Origin of the sequence: Mesorhizobium sp. LCM 4576, from assembly GCF_001854815.1 — a bacterium.
Taxonomy (GTDB): domain Bacteria; phylum Pseudomonadota; class Alphaproteobacteria; order Rhizobiales; family Rhizobiaceae; genus Mesorhizobium; species Mesorhizobium plurifarium.
In genome coordinates, this window is the sequence record NZ_MDDT01000059.1 from 1 (window position 1) to 18,791 (window position 18,791).

At 63.4% G+C, this 18,791-nt stretch carries 16 protein-coding genes; 13 read left to right on the plus strand and 3 right to left on the minus strand.

Annotated elements, in window-relative coordinates; all coding sequences use genetic code 11:
* The 8 genes from LCM4576_RS29455 to LCM4576_RS29490 all read left to right on the plus strand — a co-directional run.
* On the plus strand, positions 1-752 hold a 752-nt coding region (locus tag LCM4576_RS29455), incomplete at its 5' end, for a replication initiator protein A (protein ID WP_071035945.1).
* Positions 749-1,240 carry a DUF2840 domain-containing protein gene (locus LCM4576_RS29460; protein ID WP_071035946.1) on the plus strand — a complete coding sequence of 164 codons (492 nt, stop codon included), beginning with the start codon at positions 749-751 and terminating at the stop codon, positions 1,238-1,240. The genes LCM4576_RS29455 and LCM4576_RS29460, both read left to right, overlap by 4 nt.
* Positions 1,237-1,782, plus strand: a complete 546-nt coding sequence (locus LCM4576_RS29465; RefSeq protein ID WP_071035947.1) for a S26 family signal peptidase — start codon at positions 1,237-1,239, stop codon at positions 1,780-1,782. The genes LCM4576_RS29460 and LCM4576_RS29465 overlap by 4 nt, the downstream gene beginning before the upstream one ends.
* 35 nt (positions 1,783-1,817) lie before the next feature.
* Positions 1,818-2,147 carry a DUF736 family protein gene (locus tag LCM4576_RS29470; RefSeq protein ID WP_041002480.1) on the plus strand — a complete coding sequence of 110 codons (330 nt, stop codon included), beginning with the start codon at positions 1,818-1,820 and terminating at the stop codon, positions 2,145-2,147.
* Positions 2,144-2,920: a lytic transglycosylase domain-containing protein gene (locus LCM4576_RS29475; RefSeq protein ID WP_071035974.1), complete on the plus strand. Its 777-nt coding sequence runs from the start codon at positions 2,144-2,146 to the stop codon at positions 2,918-2,920. The genes LCM4576_RS29470 and LCM4576_RS29475 overlap by 4 nt, the downstream gene beginning before the upstream one ends.
* Positions 2,921-3,839: 919 nt before the next feature.
* A complete protein-coding gene (locus tag LCM4576_RS29480) occupies positions 3,840-5,576 on the plus strand; it encodes a VirD2 family relaxase/mobilization nuclease (protein ID WP_071035948.1) in 1,737 nt (578 codons plus the stop codon).
* 407 nt (positions 5,577-5,983) lie between these two features.
* Positions 5,984-7,966, plus strand: a complete 1,983-nt coding sequence (locus LCM4576_RS29485; RefSeq protein ID WP_071035949.1) for a conjugal transfer protein TraG — start codon at positions 5,984-5,986, stop codon at positions 7,964-7,966.
* A 5-nt stretch (positions 7,967-7,971) separates the two neighbouring features.
* Entirely contained in the window at positions 7,972-8,412 is a 441-nt protein-coding gene (locus tag LCM4576_RS29490; protein WP_071035975.1) for a CopG family transcriptional regulator, read from the plus strand.
* Between the two features lie 89 nt (positions 8,413-8,501).
* On the opposite strand, the gene ehuB is transcribed toward LCM4576_RS29490, so the two are convergent.
* Complete coding sequence (gene ehuB / locus LCM4576_RS29495) at positions 8,502-9,374, minus strand: ectoine/hydroxyectoine ABC transporter substrate-binding protein EhuB (RefSeq protein WP_041005397.1); 873 nt, start codon at positions 9,372-9,374, stop codon at positions 8,502-8,504.
* Between the two features lie 309 nt (positions 9,375-9,683).
* Here ehuB and ligD point away from each other — a divergent pair, with 309 nt between their 5' ends.
* Both ligD and LCM4576_RS29510 read left to right on the plus strand, forming a co-directional pair.
* Positions 9,684-11,453: a DNA ligase D gene (gene ligD, locus LCM4576_RS29505; protein WP_071035951.1), complete on the plus strand. Its 1,770-nt coding sequence runs from the start codon at positions 9,684-9,686 to the stop codon at positions 11,451-11,453.
* A gap of 298 nt (positions 11,454-11,751) precedes the next feature.
* Positions 11,752-12,189, plus strand: a complete 438-nt coding sequence (locus LCM4576_RS29510; RefSeq protein WP_041002490.1) for a hypothetical protein — start codon at positions 11,752-11,754, stop codon at positions 12,187-12,189.
* 78 nt (positions 12,190-12,267) lie between these two features.
* On the opposite strand, the gene LCM4576_RS29515 is transcribed toward LCM4576_RS29510, so the two are convergent.
* Positions 12,268-12,735 carry an Lrp/AsnC family transcriptional regulator gene (locus LCM4576_RS29515; RefSeq protein WP_071035952.1) on the minus strand — a complete coding sequence of 156 codons (468 nt, stop codon included), beginning with the start codon at positions 12,733-12,735 and terminating at the stop codon, positions 12,268-12,270.
* A 127-nt stretch (positions 12,736-12,862) separates the two neighbouring features.
* On the opposite strand from LCM4576_RS29515, the gene LCM4576_RS29520 reads away from it, so the two are divergent.
* The 3 genes from LCM4576_RS29520 to LCM4576_RS29530 all read left to right on the plus strand — a co-directional run bounded on the left by LCM4576_RS29520 (position 12,863) and on the right by LCM4576_RS29530 (position 17,377).
* Positions 12,863-15,244: a transketolase gene (locus LCM4576_RS29520; RefSeq protein WP_071035953.1), complete on the plus strand. Its 2,382-nt coding sequence runs from the start codon at positions 12,863-12,865 to the stop codon at positions 15,242-15,244.
* Positions 15,245-15,392: 148 nt separating this feature from the next.
* A complete protein-coding gene (locus LCM4576_RS29525) occupies positions 15,393-16,310 on the plus strand; it encodes a kinase (RefSeq protein ID WP_244510951.1) in 918 nt (305 codons plus the stop codon).
* Positions 16,304-17,377: a PLP-dependent cysteine synthase family protein gene (locus tag LCM4576_RS29530; RefSeq protein WP_071035955.1), complete on the plus strand. Its 1,074-nt coding sequence runs from the start codon at positions 16,304-16,306 to the stop codon at positions 17,375-17,377. The genes LCM4576_RS29525 and LCM4576_RS29530 overlap by 7 nt, the downstream gene beginning before the upstream one ends.
* Here the strand turns inward: LCM4576_RS29530 and LCM4576_RS29535 are convergent.
* On the minus strand, positions 17,372-18,706 hold the full coding sequence (locus tag LCM4576_RS29535) for a threonine synthase (RefSeq protein WP_244508276.1): 1,335 nt from the start codon (positions 18,704-18,706) through the stop codon (positions 17,372-17,374). The genes LCM4576_RS29530 and LCM4576_RS29535 overlap by 6 nt on opposite strands.
* Positions 18,707-18,791 lie beyond the last annotated feature (85 nt).

An 18,791-nucleotide genomic window follows, 5' to 3' on the forward strand; every position in this document is an offset into this window, starting at 1 on the left:
CCTACGAGATGCTTACCTTCATCGGCCGCGGCGTCTCCAAGCGAGATTACCTGCGCCTCAAGGCGGCGCTCGATCGCCTGCAGTCGACAAGCGTCGTCACCTCCATCCGCCAACCCGCCGAAGGCCGTCGCCATCGCTTCTCGTGGATCAACGAATGGCAGGAGCGCTCGGGTCGCAACGGTCGCCCGCTTGGCCTCGAACTGATCCTGCCCGACTGGTTCTACCGCGCCGTCATGGACGACGCGCTGATCCTGACCATAGACCGGGCCTATTTCGGGCTGACCGGCGGCCTGGAGCGCTGGCTCTATCGACTGGTGCGCAAGCATGGCGGTCGCCAGCGCGCCGRCTGGCGCTTCGACATCAGCCACCTGCATCGCAAGTCCGGCAGCCYCTCGCCGCTCAAGCGCTTCGCCTTCGAGCTGCGCGACATCGTGCGGCGCCAACCGCTTCCTGGGTACCTTCTGTTCACGGAGGTGGAAGCTGGCGGCCGAGTGTTGCTGGCTTTCGAACCGGCGCCGGCGCCTGTGGACAGCGTCGTGCCATCGGGAACCCGAACTATCGTGCCATCGGGAACCGCATCCTCGTGCTTTCGGGAACCGCCATCGGCTTTAAGGCACGGCCCCGAAACGGGGAATCGCGCTCCTAACTTAGAGTCTAACTCTCAATCTAACAGTCTTGCGGGCAAGCCGCGGACTGGCGGCGGGGAGCAGAAGCGACGGTGCATCGGGCGGCGCGAGGGAGCCGGCACATGACGCCGTCTCCCCAATCGGTGCCGGGTGYCGATCTCACCACGGTCGAGCTGATCTGGATCGAGAAGCGGATCGAGCGTCGCATTCGCTTCGGACGCCCTGCTGATCAGACGATCATCGACAAGCGCCGCCGCGTCGTGGGATTTGCGCCAGGCAGTGTTTTTGCCTTCGTGCGCTGGGCGGCGAATGATTTTGGCACCGTCGTTTCGCGCATAGACATCGTGCGCGCCGTCTTGCCCGCTGAAGCTTTTCAGACGATGCCTTACATCCGGCCAGGCGGCGAGATCCTGCTCAAGATCGCAGGTTGGGGCAAGGTTGAGCGGGTCCTGCAACTCATCGACGCGATCGAGGCGAGCGGCCTCGATCCGGTTGAGGTCGCACCGGACTATTGGCGTCAGACCCACAACCGACTGATTGCCGGCGGAACGCCGCCTGCCTACTCGCTCGCGCAGCATCGCGCCTTTCTGTTGCGCAAGCGAGCCACCTCATGAGCCGCGCCGCTTGCATGGCCGCGGTGCTTGCGGCTGTCTCCGCAACGGTCGCTCCGGCTTTGGGCAAGATGCCGCCGCTGCTGCTATGGAACGCATCGGCCAGCGCACCAATCGGGCTCTACGCGATCAGGACAATGGCCGTTCCTACGGCTGGCGCGCTCGTTGTCATCAAGTCGCCGGACCCGGTCGCACGCTTCGCCGCCAAGCGTGGCTACCTTCCGCTCGGCGTGYCGATGCTGAAGCACATCGAGRGACTTTCTGGACAGCAAATTTGTCGCCTCGGCCGGCTCGTCACGGTGAACGGGCTTGCCATTGGYGGCGCGCTGGAGCGCGACCGCAAGGGACGCGCGCTGCCTGACTGGCAGGGCTGCCGCACGCTCGCCGCCGCCGAAGTCTTCGTCATGAACCGGCGTGTCCAGGACAGTCTCGACGGGCGCTACTTCGGCCCGTTCCCGGTGAGCTCGATCGTTGGGCGCGCAATACCGCTTTGGACCGACGAGAAGGGCAATGGCCATTACACCTGGCTTGCTCCCGCGAACTGAAATTCAGCCCAGCCAACAGAGGAAGGAGATAGTCCATGGCCGAAATCGGCGTCTTCAAGGAAACAGAATCCGGTTACGCCGGACGCATTCGAACACTGCTCGTCGATGTCGAACTGATGCTTGTCCCGATCAGGACGTCCAGCGGCAACGCGCCGGATTTTCGCATCCACATCGGCGATGGCAGCGGCCCCGAGGTCGGCGCGGCCTGGAAGGAAACCGGGCAGACGGCTGGTGACTATCTGTCGTGCCGGCTGGAGGATCCATTGTTTGGCCGGCGCTTTCGCGCCGGTCTCTTCCGATCCGACGACGGTTCCTGGTCGCTGCGCTGGATCCGGCCGAAATGGCGGCCGGAGCGCGCTCGATGAGCGGGCCGTCGGCRCCGAACCGTGCGCACGAACGCCGCCCCGTCACCTGGTTGTCTGGTTGGAGGCAAGCACGTCGGCTCGTCGCCGGCATGCTGATTTTCTGCCACGCGATCACGGGAGCCGCCGCACAATCCGCGCCTGTCTCCCGCAAATCCGCCCACGATCCATACGCGGCACATATCGTCGAGGCGTCGCGCCGCTTCCGCGTTCCTCAGCTCTGGATACGCGCGGTCATGYACCTCGAGAGCGCCCGCGACCCGCGCGCCGTGTCGCGAAAGGGCGCGGTGGGTCTGATGCAGATCATGCCCGAAACATGGGCCGAGCTGCGCCTTCGTCACCAACTGGGCCGCGACCCGTTCGATCCGCACGACAACATCCTTGCCGGCGCTGCCTATCTTCGCGAGCTCTATGATCAATACGGTTCACCGGGTTTTCTCGCCGCCTACAATGCGGGGCCGGGGCGCTATGAAGCCTCGTTGAGGGGCCGCCCGCTGCCGGCCGAAACCCGCGCCTATGTCGCGAAGCTTCGCCCTTTGTCGGGCGGCGGTGATGCGACCGGCGCGCTCACCGCCGCCAATAGCAAGGCCACTAGATGGAAGACCGCGCCGCTGTTCACAGCGCGGTCCGGCCACCTGGGCAGTGCCGGTCGTTCGTCCGGTGAACACGCTTCCGTGGGGGTCTCATCGTCACCGTTCGTGCGCGAACTTTTCGCGGCCGGTTCGCAGCCGCGGCAGCTGTTCACTGGGTCCGGCCTGCGGATATCGCAGCGATGACGAAGTCTCCGTCACATCGCGTCCCGGCCTCCCGTTGGACGTCGCCGCCTTTGCTGCGCATGGGACACGGGGCAACAAGTAAGCGTTCGGCCGCTGCACGTCAGGTCCGGCTTGACATGAATCCCGAGTTTGCAGGTTCAAGTAAGCAGACTTTCGACGCAGCCTGTTATTCTCGGGGAGCCTCCGATTTCGCAATTACTGCCTCARCACGTTTTATCGCGGCACGCAGCTCATCGCTCTGCCAGGAATCGGCGGAATGGCCATCGTCGAACGATCGGTCGTGCGTCTCCCGCGCCCGCGACGTCAGCTCACGAAGCGCGGCAATGGCCTCGGCAARCAGTCTTGTCTCTGCTCCGTTTGCGGAAGACTGGGTCATCTGTTTATCCCCATCACGCTGCAACTATGAACCATCCACCGGGGTCGCAACAACATACGACCACCGCCATTGTGAGTTGTCCAATCCTCATCATTCGGCGAGAGCCAGCGCGCGTTTACGTGGGTCTTCGCTGCTCGCCAGATGGTCCATCGACGGATCGAACGTCCTGTTCGAGAGATGGCCTGGTGGCAGAATCCCTGCGCGCTCAGACTGCTGCCGAGYCAGCTAGCGACCTGCGACGACCAGTAGGCGCTCTTGGCCTTGGCCCAGGAGYGGCGAGGCGCCATCCGATTGTCCTCCACAAACCGAAGGAACCCGACATGACGCGAGCATGCACTACTTCAAATTTTTGCAGGGACCAGACGGTTACGGCAACAACCGAGGGACGGCAAGATAAAAGGGCGCACATTGTGCTGCGGTCGGCTCGTTGTATTTGCTGGCTTTTTTACCGCTTCCCGCACATTRCAGCGCCACGGCGCAATGTGCTGAGAACAGGCAAGCCGCTGCATTCGCTGTATTTATGGCAAGGTGAGGGCGTGTGCCGTGTCTGATGAGCACGAGTTCCGTATCCGTCCGGGCCGCATTCRCTCAACGCGAGCCCAATCGTCGCGGCCCTTCATCGCCCAGGCGCTTGCGGCGGCGCAAAAGGCCGGTGGCGTGTCGCGCTCGGGCCGGATCGGGACAGGCAGGCGCTCGCAGTTCGGACGCGGCAGCGCAGCGAGCCTTCAAGCCAATCGATTCCTCACCGGCCGCTCCCGCCTAGCCACGATCAAGACCCGCGTGGTTCGCCATTCAAAACGCGGCGCGCCGCTGGCGACCCACCTCAACTATCTGCGCCGCGAGGGAGTCACACGCGACGATGCGAGAGCCCGCATGTTCGGACCGGAGGTCGACGATGCGTCGACCGCAGATTTCGTCGATCGCTGCAAGGACGACCGACATCATTTCCGCTTCATCGTCTCGCCCGAAGATGCCGGCGAGATGGCCGACCTGAAATCCTTCACCCGTGATCTCATGGGTCGCATGCAGAAGGATCTCGGCACCTCGCTCGATTGGATCGCGGTCGATCATTGGAACACCGACAATCCGCATGTCCACGTCATCCTGCGGGGCCGGGCCGACGACGGCCAAGACCTGGTGATCTCGCGCGACTACATCAGCCGCGGCATGCGCGATCGCGCCAGCGAGCTCGTCACGCAGGAGCTTGGCCCCCGGTCGGAGCTTGAGATCCGCCGGCATGTCGAGCGCCAGGTCGAGGCCGAGCGGTGGACCGGGCTGGACCGCCAGTTGCTCCGCGACGCAGGCGAGAACGGCGTCGTCGATCTCGCGCCACGCGCCGATCGCCAGCCTGACGAATTCATCGCGCCACAGATCGGGCGGGTGCGCAGGCTGGAAACGCTTGGCCTCGCCGAGCAGATAGGCCCTGGCCAATGGATCGTCAGCGAGAGAGCCGAGGCGACGCTGCGCCAGATGGGTGAGCGCGCCGACATCATCAAACGCATGCATCGCRCATTCTCGGCCCGCGACATCGAACGCCCGAGCGCCAGCTATGTGCTGGYCGCAGAGAGCATCGGCGAGAGGATTACCGGCCGTCTGATCGAGCGCGGACTGGATGACGAACTGAGCGGCAGTGCCTATGCGGTCATCGATGGCGTCGACGGCCGCTGTCATCACGTCCGGCTCGCCGATCTCGAGGCGGCGGGCGATGGTGCGCCAGGCGCAATCGTCGAACTGCGCACATTCGAGGACGCTCAGGGTCGGCGGCGGCTGGCGCTTGCCGTGCGCTCCGATCTCGACATCGACAGACAGGTGGTTGCGGAGGGGGCGACCTGGCTCGACCGGCAGGCGCTTGCYCGTACTGCGGCAGCTCTTTCCGATGGYGGCTTCGGCGCCGAGGTGCGCCAGGCGCTCGATCGGCGCGTCGAGCATCTGGTCGGGCTGGGGCTGGCGAAGCGGCAGCCGAGCGGGACCGTCTTTGCCGGCAACTTGATCGACACGCTGCGCCGAAGGGAGCTCGAGGCGCTGGGCGGCAGGATCGCGGCCCAATCCGGCCGCTCGTTCAACCGTGCCGCACCTGGCGAATCCGTGTCCGGTACCTACAGCCAGCGCTTTGCGCTCGCGTCCGGCCGCTTCGCGATGATCGATGATGGCCTCGGGTTCCAGCTCGTGCCCTGGACACCTTCGCTCGAAAGGCACCTGGGCCAGCATGTCAGCGGCAGCACTCGCGGCGACGGCAGTGTCGAATGGAGCTTCGCCCGCAAGCGCGGGCTAGGTCTCTAGCAGCTGAAAGGAAATCCTGCCATGTCGGCCGCGAAAATCCCTTGGGAGCAGATCCTCACGGTTTTCCTGAGCCGTGGCGCTGACGACTTGGACCGCAACACAATCGCGGCATGGAGACTTGGCGTTCGTCCGCATCTCGGGCCGCAGGCTTCGATGGCGCCGGCTTGCCCGTCAACTTATGCATCTGCGCGCGCAGTATAAATGTGCACTATACCCGAACGCGTATAGAAGTTGGATATACGCGATCGCGTATGATATCTGCCGCTCAAACCCGCAATCGAGGAGGCGCTCTTGGACTTCCCGATTCCCTGTCTTTCTTGCCGACGATACGACGCGATGCGATCGGCGTCAGCCGGCGGTTGCATCTCGCAGCCACCTTGGCGAACTCTCGGCACGAGGAGAAGCGAATGTCGGGAACGAAAGTCCTCTGGAGACAGATCGTCGTCGTCCTCCTGATCGTGCTCCTCACGATYTGGGCCTCGACGCAATGGGCGGCCTGGCAGCTTGGCTATCAGGAGCGGCTCGGAACGCCTTGGTTCGTCATTGGCGGCATGCCGGTCTACTATCCGCCCGCCATCTTCTGGTGGTGGTATTTCTACGACGCCTACGCACCAGCCATCTTCGCGCGCGGCGGTCTGATTGCCGCCTCGGGCGGCTTGATCGCGATCGCCGTAGCAATCGGCATGTCRCTGTGGCGTGCCCGCGAGGCTAGGGAGGTCGCGACCTATGGCTCCGCACGCTSGGCCGAAAGAAGCGAGGTGCAGGCGGCAGGCCTGCTCGCCCCCGACGGCGTGGTGCTGGGGCGCTATGGAACTCACTATCTGCGGCACGATGGACCGGAGCATGTGCTTTGCTTTGCGCCGACGCGTTCGGGAAAGGGTGTCGGGCTTGTTGTGCCGTCGCTGCTGACTTGGCCGGGCTCCGCGATCGTTCATGACATCAAGGGCGAGAACTGGGGTCTGACCGCAGGCTTCCGCGCTCGCCACGGCCGGGTGCTGCTGTTTGATCCGACCAATGCAAGATCGGATGCATACAATCCCTTGCTCGAGGTTCGCCGCGGTGAATGGGAAGTCCGCGATGTGCAAAACATCGCCGACATCCTGGTCGACCCCGAAGGCTCGCTTGAACGGCGCAGCCATTGGGAAAAGACGAGCCACGCGCTCCTGGTCGGCGCGATCCTGCATGTGCTCTATGCCGGACCGGACAAGACGCTCGCCGGCGTAGCCGCCTTCCTGTCCGATCCCAAGCGGCCGATCGAATCGACCTTGGCCGCGATGATGACGACGCCGCATCTGGGGGAGGGCGGTTCGCACCCGGTCATCGCCAGCGCCGCCCGTGAGTTGTTGAACAAGTCCGACAACGAACGCTCGGGCGTGCTCTCGACCGCGATGTCCTTCCTTGGCCTCTATCGCGATCCGGTGGTGGCGGAGGTGACGCGCGCATGCGGCTGGCGCATCGCCGACCTGGTCGCCGGTCCTCGTCCGGCGACGCTCTATCTCGTCGTGCCGCCCTCCGACATCAGCCGCACCAAGCCGCTGATCCGTCTCATCCTCAACCAGATCGGCCGCCGTCTGACCGAGGATCTGCAGGCCAGGACGGATCGCCATCGATTGCTCCTGATGCTGGACGAGTTCCCGGCGCTGGGACGCCTCGACTTCTTCGAATCCGCGCTCGCTTTCATGGCCGGCTATGGCTTGAAAAGCTTCCTGATCGCGCAGTCGCTCAACCAGATCGAGAAGGCCTACGGCCCGAACAATTCCATTCTGGACAACTGTCATGTACGGGTCAGCTTCGCGACCAATGACGAGCGCACCGCCAAACGCGTCTCCGATGCCCTGGGCACAGCGACCGAGCTGRAGGCGATGAAGAACTATGCCGGTCACCGCCTCTCGCCCTGGCTCGGTCATCTCATGGTGTCGCGCTCGGAGACGGCGCGACCGTTGCTGACGCCCGGCGAGATCATGCAACTGCCGGCCGGCGACGAGATCGTCATGCTGGCGGGCACGCCGCCTATCCGGGCGAAGAAGGCGCGCTATTTCGAAGACCCGCGGTTGCGGGAGYGCGTCATGCCGCCACCGGCTGTCGCGGCTCGAGCCGAGGCGGAGCCTGACGATTGGACGGCGCTTCCGTTGCCGGCTCCGCCGCCGGGGATGGCAGCCGCAACTGCCCTGGCGAAAGTCCCGGACGCGTCGACCGAGTCCGAATTGCGACGTCAGCCGGAGCTCGATCCTCTTCTCCCGGCTGCCGAGCTGCCGCCCGTGAACGAATTCGAGCTCGAAGCGCCTGATGAGACGGATGATCTCGCTGCGAAGAGCAGCCGGATGGCTCGCCTTGTTCGGGGCGTGGCACGTCAGATCGCGCTCGACCCGAACGACGGCATGGAGCTGTGAAGGTCATGACAGCAAGAAAGAAGAAGGTCCAAATTTCTGTCTATCTCGATCCTGCCGTGATGGCCTTGCTGGTTGATTATGCCGCCCGGCGCGATCGCCCGCAGTCGCTCATTGCTGAGGCGGCGATCGCCTCGTTCCTCTCTCCGGATGCAGACGCGCAACGCGAGGCGGCGATCTCCAAACGTCTCGACCGGATCGATCGCCGGATTGCACGCTTGGAGCGCGACGTCGGCATCTCGGTTGAAACCCACGCGGTCTTCATCCGCTTCTGGCTTGCCACCACTCCGGCCTTGCCTGAGCCGCTGGCCCAGGCGGCGCGCGCCAAGGCAAGCGAGCGTTATGACGCCTTCGTTTCCGCGCTTGGCAGGCGGCTGGCGAATGGGCCRAGCTTGYGGCAGGAGATCCCCGAGGACGTCGTGCCATCCGGCGATCCCGAGCGACAGTGATATGAGGGTCTGCGGGCGAAGGCGCCGCCMGGGCCGCGCGGCGCCGTTAGGTCCTGCGATTGCTGGGCGTCTTCCCGTTGCCGAACCGGTCAGTTGGGAGCTCCGCACAACTGTGAGGTCGTCAATCCTGGCGGCACGTTTTCCGTGGGACCAAATCCGTACCTCGCCATGATCGTGGCAATCGTGCCGTTCGACATGACCTTGGCCAGCCCCTGATTGTAAAGGTCGCGCAGGTCGCCATCATCCTTCCTGAACGCGATCGCGACGTAGCTGATCGACTTCTCGTCGGTCGTGAATGGGTTGGCGCGCTCCAGATCGGGGCTCTTTTTGCCGGCCAGCAGCCCGATCGCAGTCGGCGAAGAAAATACAGCGGCGTCGATGCGGCCGGCACGTAGTGCCGCGATGTTGGTCTCGATGTCGGGAAACTGCAGGATGCGATCCTGAGGGACGCCCTCGGCGATGGCGTTCTGGATGACGTTGCTGCCGCGGCCGCCACCCATGATGGTGTCGGATTTCTTGGCAAGATCCGCATAGCCATGGATCGCCTTGGGGTTGCCGGCGAGAACGATCGCCGCGTCGTCCTGCCTCAGGTCGGGAGCGCCGAAGGCGACCTGCTGGCACCGCGGCGGCGTTATCGACAAGCCGGACGCCACGGCGTCGAAACGCCCGGCCATCAAGCCAGGAATCAACGCGCCGAACTCGGTGACCTGGAAGTCGATCTGCTTGACGCCGAGGTCGGCGAACGCCGCTCTAAGCAGGTCCGGGTGCCAGCCGAGCAACTCGCCGGTTTCCTCCTTCTTGTAGCCCCATGGCGCGCGGTTGTGGATGCCGATCACGATCCGGCCCTCTCTCAAGACGCGTTCCTTTGTCGTTTCCGCCGTGGCCGGCAGCACAGATCCGACAATCGCGGCATAGGCGATGCAGGCGAGGCCAATGGCGGCCGATCGGGCTCGAAATTTCATCGTGCAGTCCTCCCGTGAGATTGAGTTGCGCGCAGGGACCCCGGCCCCAGCCCTTCAACGCTACGTTGAGGCCTGCTCTTGCGTCAATATATATATACAAAATATGTACAAAATATTGCGGCAACGAGAAATGGCTCACCGCTGGAGTGACCGTTAAGCGAACGGCGCACGATCATCGCCTCAAAGTCCAAGAACTTCAGAGGCAGCAGCCGACCGCGTCGGCGGCCGGCAACCATATTCAATTTTGCTAAAATCTTCGGAACCGATTGCTCCGGCCCGGTTTGAATCCCGGTCCAGGAGTTCGAGTGCATGCGTAAATCGACCGGTCACCTCGCCTTCATCGAATTCCAATCACCGACGCTGGTCGAGAACGCTCCTGCCGACGCGGACTGGCTGCACGAAATCAAATACGATGGCTACCGGACCGAGCTTATCGTTGAAGGTGGTGCRGCACGTGCCTTCACGCGTCGCGGCTATGACTGGTCGCATCGGTACAAACGGATCGTCCAGACGGCGGCGAACCTGCCGGTCCGATCCGCTATCCTCGATGGCGAAGCGGTCGTCCTCGGCAAGACTGGCTTACCGGATTTCCAAGCTCTCGAGCGGGAGCTGGGAAACCCGAACTCGCCGAAGCTCATGTTCTTCGCGTTCGATCTTCTGCACCTCAACGGCCGCGACCTTCGACAGCAGCCGCTAATTGAGCGCAAAGCCGCTCTGCACGGGCTGCTGCAGGAAACGGCTCCAACACTCACCTATGCCGAACACCTGGAAATCAGCGGCAAGGACGTGTTCGACCATGCCTGCCGCATGGGCCTGGAGGGTGTGGTCTCAAAGCGGGCTGATTCTCCCTACCGCTCCGGTGTCCAAACGAGCTGGCTCAAGGTCAAGTGCGTCAAGAGCGACACGTTCCCGATTGTCGCTTTCGTCGAAAAGCTTGGCGCGCGGCCACGCCGCATTGCTTCGCTCTATATCGGCAGGTGGCAGGGCGAGCGGCTGCTCTATGCTGGAAAAGCGCAAAGCGGCTATACGCTGGAGGAAGCCCGGCGGGTTCGCGAGCGGCTTGATCCGCTCATCATCAGCAAATCACCTCTCTCGGAGCCGATCAAAAAGCCCAAGGCAACGTGGGTCCGGCCGGAGGTGCTGGCGGAGGTGCAGTTCAGTGGCGTGACGGACCGGGGCATCTTGCGCGAGGCCGTGTTCAAGGGATTACGCGAGGATCTCCAGGTGATCCCGGCGAAGCCGCCVTCGCCCTCCAAGCGCAGGTTGGAGGGCCAGCATGGCGTTCCTCGCGAGAACATTCTCCAGCTGCTACCCRATGCTGTTGCACCTTCCAGGGAACAGCTTGTGGACTACTGGCGGCGGGTGGCCGACCGGGCGCTGATCCATTTGGGACGAAGGCCACTGAAGCTGGTACGTCATGCGCACGGGGCCACCTTCTATCACAAGGGACCGCTGCCTCTGATACCAGGACCGGTGCACCAGCTACGCGTTCAGAAGCGCGAGGGCGGCGAAGGTGTTCGGGTTTKGGTAGACGATCTCGACGGGCTGCTTGGGTTGGTCGAAATGGACGCTGTCGAGCTGCACCCTTGGAACGCTACGGTTGACGACATCGAGCATGCCGACCAGCTCGTGCTCGATCTCGATCCTGGCGAAGGCGTGCCATGGGATGCGGTGATCGAGGCGGCGCTGTCGCTACGTGACATCATGGAAGCGGCTGGTTTGCGGAGCTGGCCGAAGGTCACCGGGGGCAAAGGCATTCACCTGACGGCTMCGCTGGCTTCGGGTGTGACCCACGACAAGGCGCGGCAAATGGCCAAATCGCTCGCCCAGTGCCTCATCGATGCCAAGCCGGACCGTTACCTCTTGTCAGCCAATCCAGCAGCCYGACGGGGTCGCATCTTCCTCGACTATCTTCGCAACGGGCGCGGCAATACTGCAGTCGGTACGTTTTCGCCACGAGCGCGGCCCGGCTTTCCTATTGCCCATCCTGTCACATGGACGCAGATCGAGCGGGGAATCCAGCCGGACGCTTTCACCATCGATCACCCGTTCAGGGCTGCTGTTCGAAAGGTAGCGTAGTGCTTAACGTGTCGCGCTCGCTCACCTTCCCTGGACACCAAGGCGAGTAGCCACGCGGCCTAATGACGTTGACGATCTCCGCCACTTCGATGCCGATCACGTGCGCTTGCGAAAAGCCATCAGAACTGACGGTCCAGCCACGCACCCGGTAAGCGAGCCCGCAGAGCGCATCAGTTATGCGGGCCAAAGCACCAATCTCGTCCAGGCGCAACATCCGAGGATCGTGTGCGTTCTTAGATTGGAGAGCTGCGGCCGATCTGCCGTACTTCATGCGATGACAGGTCGGAGGCGGCCGKAAATGTCCAAGTTCAAAGAGGCCCTTGAGCGGGGCAAGAAAGCTCACCGTCGGCAGGACGAGAGCGCGGATGGGCATACTCCAAAGGTGGACTTTGGCACCCAAGCCAGAGCTTGGCTAACGGAGGTCGTCGTCGCGTCATTGGAAGCGGCCAAGGCAGACGTGGCGGGAGAGGTGATCATCGATATAGAACCCATCCCACGCCCCGAGGATAGCGCCGTTGCGCCATCTGTTGAATTCCGAATCTACGGGAATGGAGCGGTGGAGAAAAACCACGCAAGGGCCTTCAAGGTCAGCGTTTCGATAAGTGGGGAGGCGTCGGTTTCTGCGCCCGGCATGGTTGCGGAAGATATAGGAAACATTGGGGACAAGTCTGACCAACGATTCCGCCAGTTACTGGCGAGATTGATYGAGGATGCGGCCAGGGACCGCCGATCATGAGGCGCATCCGCCCTCGATCAGCGCAAGGTCACGCAGACCGGCTGCAGCCGCGATGGCCGTCGCGGAACAATCGCTCGATCAGATTGGCAGCACTTCCGAGCGCTTGACCTGACCCAGGGCGAAACTGCTTTCGATCGAAGCGATGTTGTCCAGCCGCGTCAGCTTGTCCTTGATGAACCGCTCATAAGCTTCAAGGTCGCGCACCACGATGCGCATCAGGTAGTCGCGCTGGCCGGTCATCAGATAACAGTCGACCACCTCCGRCCAGCGCAGCACGGCTTGCGAGAACCGGTCGAGATCGTCCTCGCGCTGCCGTTCAAGCTTGATCGACGCGAAGGCGCTGATCGGCAGGCCGAGCTTCTTCTGGTCGACCACCACGGTGTAGCCCTTGATGACGCCGGCGTTCTCCAGGAGCCTGACGCGCCGGGCGCAAGGCGAGGGCGAAAGACCGACGGCTTCGGCGAGGTCGTTCGAAGTCGCCTTGGCGTTCTTCTGCAGCGCAGCGATGATCTTCAGGTCGATTGCGTCAAGCGCCGGATTTGGCATGTTTCCCTCATCGATGGCTCCCAGTTGGCTGGATCAGCCAATATCATCGATCGCTTTGCGCAAGAATAGCCACATTTGGAAGATCGACGCAGGTATCGTTGAGGCGAGATTTCACAKGAGCCCGACGATGACGATCCTTTCCGAGCTTGAGCGCAAGGTCCTCTGGCTGGCCGTCTGGATGATCCATCACGCCAATCATCTTCGCGAGTCGGCGGACGGCCTCAAGGTCGGCGGCCACCAGGCGTCGTCGGCGTCCGCCTCGACCTTGATGACGGCGCTCTATTTCAAGATCCTGAGGCCGCAGGACCGCGTCGCCGTCAAGCCGCATGCCAGCCCGGTCTTCCATGCCATCCAGTATTTGTTCGGCAAGCAAACGCTTCAGCAGCTGCAGAATTTTCGTGCCTATCGCGGGGCGCAGTCCTATCCGTCCCGGACCAAGGATATCGACGATGTCGATTTCTCGACCGGGTCGGTTGGACTGGGCGTCGCGCAGACCCTGTTCTCCTCTCTGGTCCAGGACTATGTCAGGGCAAAAGGCTGGAACACCGACCAGCCGGAAGGCCGGATGGTCGCTCTGCTCGGCGACGCCGAAATGGATGAAGGCAATATCTTCGAGGCCCTTCTCGAGGGCTGGAAGCACGGCCTGCGCAACACCTGGTGGGTCGTCGACTACAACAGGCAGAGCCTCGACGCGGTGGTGCGCGAAGGCCTGTGGCAGCGTTTCGAAACCATCTTTCGCAACTTCGACTGGGATGTGGTGATCCTCAAACACGGCAAATTGCAGCAGGCCGCCTTCGAGGAGGAGGGGGGCGAGAAGCTGCGGGCATGGATCGATGCATGCCCMAATCAGCTCTATTCCGCGCTGACCTTCCAGGGCGGCGCTGCATGGCGCAGGCGCCTGCTGGACGATCTGGGCGATCAGGGACCGGTCAGCCGTCTCATCGAGAAGCGCAGCGACGAAGAGCTTGCCGCATTGATGGCAAATCTCGGCGGCCACGATCTCGAGAGCATCATCGATGCCTTCGAGGAAGCGCGCGGGCATGATCGCCCGACCTGCTTCATCGCCTATACGATCAAGGGTTTCGGCCTGCCGCTCGCCGGCCACAAGGACAACCACGCCGGATTGATGACACCGGCGCAAGTCGACGCGCTCCGGCAAGGCATGGGTGTCCGCGAGGGGCGCGAATGGGACATGTTCGAGGGGCTCGCCTATGACGAGGCTGCGATACGATCTTTCCTTGCGTCCTCGCCTTTCGCACAGGCAGMCCCGCGTCGTCACAAAGCCCCTGCCATTCCGGTGCCGGCGCGCATCGGCTTCGCCGCTCAGCCGTTCATGTCCACACAACAAGGCTTCGGGCTTTTGATGCATGAGATCGCAAAGTCGGACAGCGATTTTGCCAGCCGTGTCGTCACGACATCACCCGACGTGACTGTCTCGACCAATCTCGGCGCCTGGGTAAACAGGCGGGGTCTGTTCGCCCGCGGCGATCAGGCGGACATTTTCCGCGAGGAGCGCATCCCCTCCACCTTCAACTGGACGTTTGCGGCGTCCGGACAGCATATCGAACTGGGCATCTCCGAGATGAACCTTTTCACGATGCTTTCCGCGCTCGGCCTGTCACACTCGCTTCACGGCGAGCGCCTGCTTCCGGTCGGCACGCTCTACGATCCCTTCATCGAGCGCGGCCTCGATGCGCTCAACTATGCCTGTTACCAGGACGCCCGCTTTATTCTGGCCGCGACGCCCTCCGGCGTGACGCTGGCTCCCGAAGGCGGAGCGCATCAGTCGATCGCCACGCCGCTGATCGGCATGGCGCAGGACGGTCTGGCGACGTTCGAGCCGGCCTATGTCGATGAACTGGCAGTCATCCTGCGTTGGGCATTCGACTATCTGCAGCGCACCGGCGAAGCCGAGCCTGACGACCATAGCTGGCTGCGCGATCAGACCGGAGGTTCGGTCTACTTGAGGCTCTCGACGCGCTCGATCGAGCAGCCGGCACGCCCGATGGAAAGCAAGCTGGCGCGCGACATCGTCGATGGCGCCTACTGGCTGCGCGAGCCCGGGCCGAACGCCGAACTGGTGATAGCTTACTCCGGAGCAGTCGCGCCCGAAGCGGTACAGGCGGTGGGCTTGATGGCCGGCGATCGCCGCGACATCGGGCTTCTGGCCGTGACCTCGGCCGATCGGCTGAACGCCGGCTGGTCAGCCGCGGCCCGGGCGCGCCAGTACGGCCATCCGCGCGCCTCAAGTCATGTCGAGCGGCTTCTGGCCGGTCTTCCGGCTTCCTGTGCCATGGTGACGGTGCTGGACGGGCACCCCGCGACGCTCGCCTGGCTGGGGTCGGTCCGTGGCCACCGCACGCGCGCTTTGGGGGTCGAGCATTTTGGCCAGACCGGCACGATCGCGGATCTCTACCGGCATTACGCGATCGATGCCGAGGGTATCATGGCTGCGGCGCAATCGATTTCGGTTGGCCGGCCGCTGAGGCATCTCGGCTCCGCTGCCTGACGATGGATCGTGYGCCTCCCGGCTGGCTCGTTCGACAGCAAGCCGTCAATACCGGAATTCCTTGAGAGCGGGTGTCAGCCGTCACCGCCATCCTCCTCCGCTGCGACAACGCGTGGGGGAGATGAAAWTGRCTGGCGCCGGCGACCTTGTGAGCCGTGAAACGCCGCGGCCTTCGACCGGAAGGGGAGCGGCTATTGGGCATCACGGCGAACTCATCCAGGGCGTCTTCAAGGACGATGGCGGGCGCCTTCATCGCGGGCTCGTCACGCTGCCGATTGCCGGTTTGAGGTCCGAGGCGATCTTTGCCAGGAGCGACGAAGATGCAGTCATTGTCCACCCGGATCACAAGATCAAGGCGTCGGCAGCCGCGCGGCTCACGCTCGATTTCTTGAATGCGACCGGTGGTGGCGTGTTGACGCTGCAAAGTTCGATTCCCGTGGGGCACGGCTACGGCTCGTCGACCGCGGACGTCGTCGCTTCCATTCGCGCGGTTGCCGCGGCCCTCAAGGTGCAGCTGCGGTCCTCGACCATCGGCCGTCTCGCCGTAGCCGCCGAGCGCGCCAGCGACGCGATCGCATTCGATGAGCATGCGGTCCTGTTCGCGCAACGCGAGGGCCGGGTGATCGAGAATTTCGGCGGCTCGCTGCCGCCGCTGCTACTGGTCGGGTTCAAGGCGAATGGCGGTGTCCCGGTCGACACATTGCAGCTGCCGCCGGCGCGCTACGACAGTGCCGAAATCCAGGAATTCGGCGTGCTTCGGGCGCTGGTGGCGCGGGCGATTTCCCTTCAGGATCCCAATCTCCTTGGACGTGCCGCCTCGGCCAGTGCCTTGATCAGTCAACGCCACTTGCCGAAACAGGGTTTCGACGAGATCGCTGAAATCGCCAGGCGGGCCGGGGCGTGCGGCGTGCAAGTCGCCCATAGCGGGTCGTTGTTTGGTCTCATCTTCGATCTTTTCGCATCGAATCTGAAGCGACGGGCAGCTCTGGTCGCACAACAGATTAGACGCGCCGGCTTCAAGGACATCGAGGTCCATCTGGTCAATGCGGAGGGCTGGACATGGTGACCCTCGCCGTCGACTATTTCAGGGACCTCGAAACTCCACGCCTGGCTCGCCTGGCGCCAAATTTGGTCGCGGCGGCTTTTCCGCTGATGAAGCTGATGCCGRCTCGCTACATTCTCGATCGGGCAGCGTCGAATGGCGAACTGAAGCCAGGCTCCCACATCGTCGAAACGACATCCGRCACGTTCGGCATGGCGGTGGCGCTGCTGGCGGCGGCGCGTGGCTATCGCCTTACCCTCGTCMCCGCTTCGACGCTTATCGACGCCAAATACAAAGCCCGGCTGGAGCRCATCGGCGCCACGGTCATCGCGCTTGACGATCCGCGCGGCGACRGCAACCAGCCTGGCCGGCTTGAGCGCCTGCAGGAAATCCTCGCCAAGGAGCCGGACGGCTTCTGGACCCGCCAATATGACAGTCCGGGGAACTGGCTTGCCTATGCGCGGCTGGCTGAACTTTTCATTCGGGCGATGGGAAAGGTCGATTGTCTGGTCGGCTGCATAGGGACCGGCGGTTCGTTATGCGGCACGGCCTCCTTTCTGCGAACGGTCTTTCCCCACCTGACGGTGTTTGCCGTCGATACCCATTGCAGCATTCTGTTCGGGCAGCCCGTCGGCAAACRCATGCTGCGGGGCCTGGGCAACAGCGTTCTGCCGAAAAACGTCAGGCATGAGCTTGTCGACGAGATCCATTGGGTCGGCGCCTATCCGGCGTATCTGAGCGCGCACCGTTTGCTGCGCGAGCACGGTATCTTCATGGGTCCGACCAGCGGCGCCGCCGCGTTGGTGGCGCGTTGGGTTRCAGAGAMCCTTCCGGACGCACAGGTCGCGGTCATCATGCCTGACGAAGGCCATCGCCATGCCGAGACCGTCTACAATGACGACTGGCTTGCAACCCTGCCTGGCTGGCCCTGCAAGGAACCGTCGGAGCCGAGGACGCTGACGACAATCGCACCGGCCGCGGAGACRCAATGGACGCGATTTCTTTGGATGCGGCGCAGTCTCGACGATGTGCTCAAAACCCAGGCAGCAACTGTGGTGCCATCGGCTATTGGTGCGGCGGAGAATCTATGAGACGAGATCCGGCCCGCTTTTGTCGAGCCAGCGCCAGGCGTCTTGCGTCGTCTGGAAGATCTCGCCGTGTTCGTTCGATCGGGTGGACCTATCGAGGTCCTTGAGACCGCTTGCGGTGACGACGGCCACGACGCGGTCTGTGGCCGCGATAGCCCCTTGATCCTTTAACATCGATATGGCGATCAGCGGCGTAACCGATGCCAGTTCGGCAAAGATTCCTTCGTCACGCGCAAGGCGTTCCTGCATCGCGACAAGGCCGTGATTGTCGACGGGGACGGCGTGCCCGCCGGATTCGCGCAGAGCCTTCAAAGCCTGGAACGTGCTGCGCGGCGTGCCTATTGATACCGCAAGGCTGTCGAAAAGCAGCTTGCGTTCACTCAAGGCATCGGCGCCGCTGGCAAGCGCGTCCGCCAACGACCCGTGCACCTCCGCGGCGACGAGACGGGGCAGCTGGGTGATTGCCCCTTGCGCATGCAATTCGCAAAAGCCAGCCCACACGCCGGACAATGCATCGCCATAGCAGACCGGAAGGACGCACCAGTCCGGCGCCTTGCCATCCGACTGCTCGACGATCTCGTAGGCGATCGTCTTGTAGCCTTCGATGCCAAGCGGATGGCTGCCGACCACCGGACCGTGATAGGGCGAGGCGATGAACCAGTCATAGCGGGCAGCCGCTTGTTCCAGCAGCGACCATCGGTCCATCTTGTTGACCAGGGGCAGCACCGTTGCGCCATATTTTCGGATCTGCGCCAGCATCGCGCCGGCTGACCCGGCGAAAGTAGTGACAACACACTTCAACCCGGCTCTGGAAGCGTAGGCCGCCAGGGAAGCGCCGGCGTTGCCAGAGGAGGCGGTCGCGACGACCTTCGCGCCACGGGCGCGCGCCACGCTGACAGCGACGGTCGAGAAGCGATCCTTATGCGACCAGGTCGGGTTTCGACCTTCGTCCTTGATTGCGAGATTGGGCACGCCGAGAACCGCGCCGATGCGCGGCGCCGCGATTAGGGGCGTCAAACCCTCGCCAAGGCTCACTGCATCCGCGGCATTGCAAGGCAGCATAGGCGCAAAACGCCACAATGAGCGCGAGGGCGTGGCGCCCTCCAGGGGATGAGCAGGATCCGCATAAACCGGCCGAAGATTTGCTGGTGCGGTCGCCTGACACCGTGCGCACCCTTTGGAGTCGATGCTGATATCGGCGGGGTAGGAGGCACCGCAACGGATGCAGACGAATTCCAGGACCCGGCTCTTGTCCGTTCGGGGTCGGCTGATCTCGCCTGAGGCATGCACGGATATGTCGTGCGCGAGGTCGCGAAACGGCCGGCTCGGCATGGCTATTCCTGTGTCAGGAAACGATAAATTCGCCGGTTGTTTCAAACAGCCCGCGGCACCGCTGTCAATGCGGAATGTGCACTAT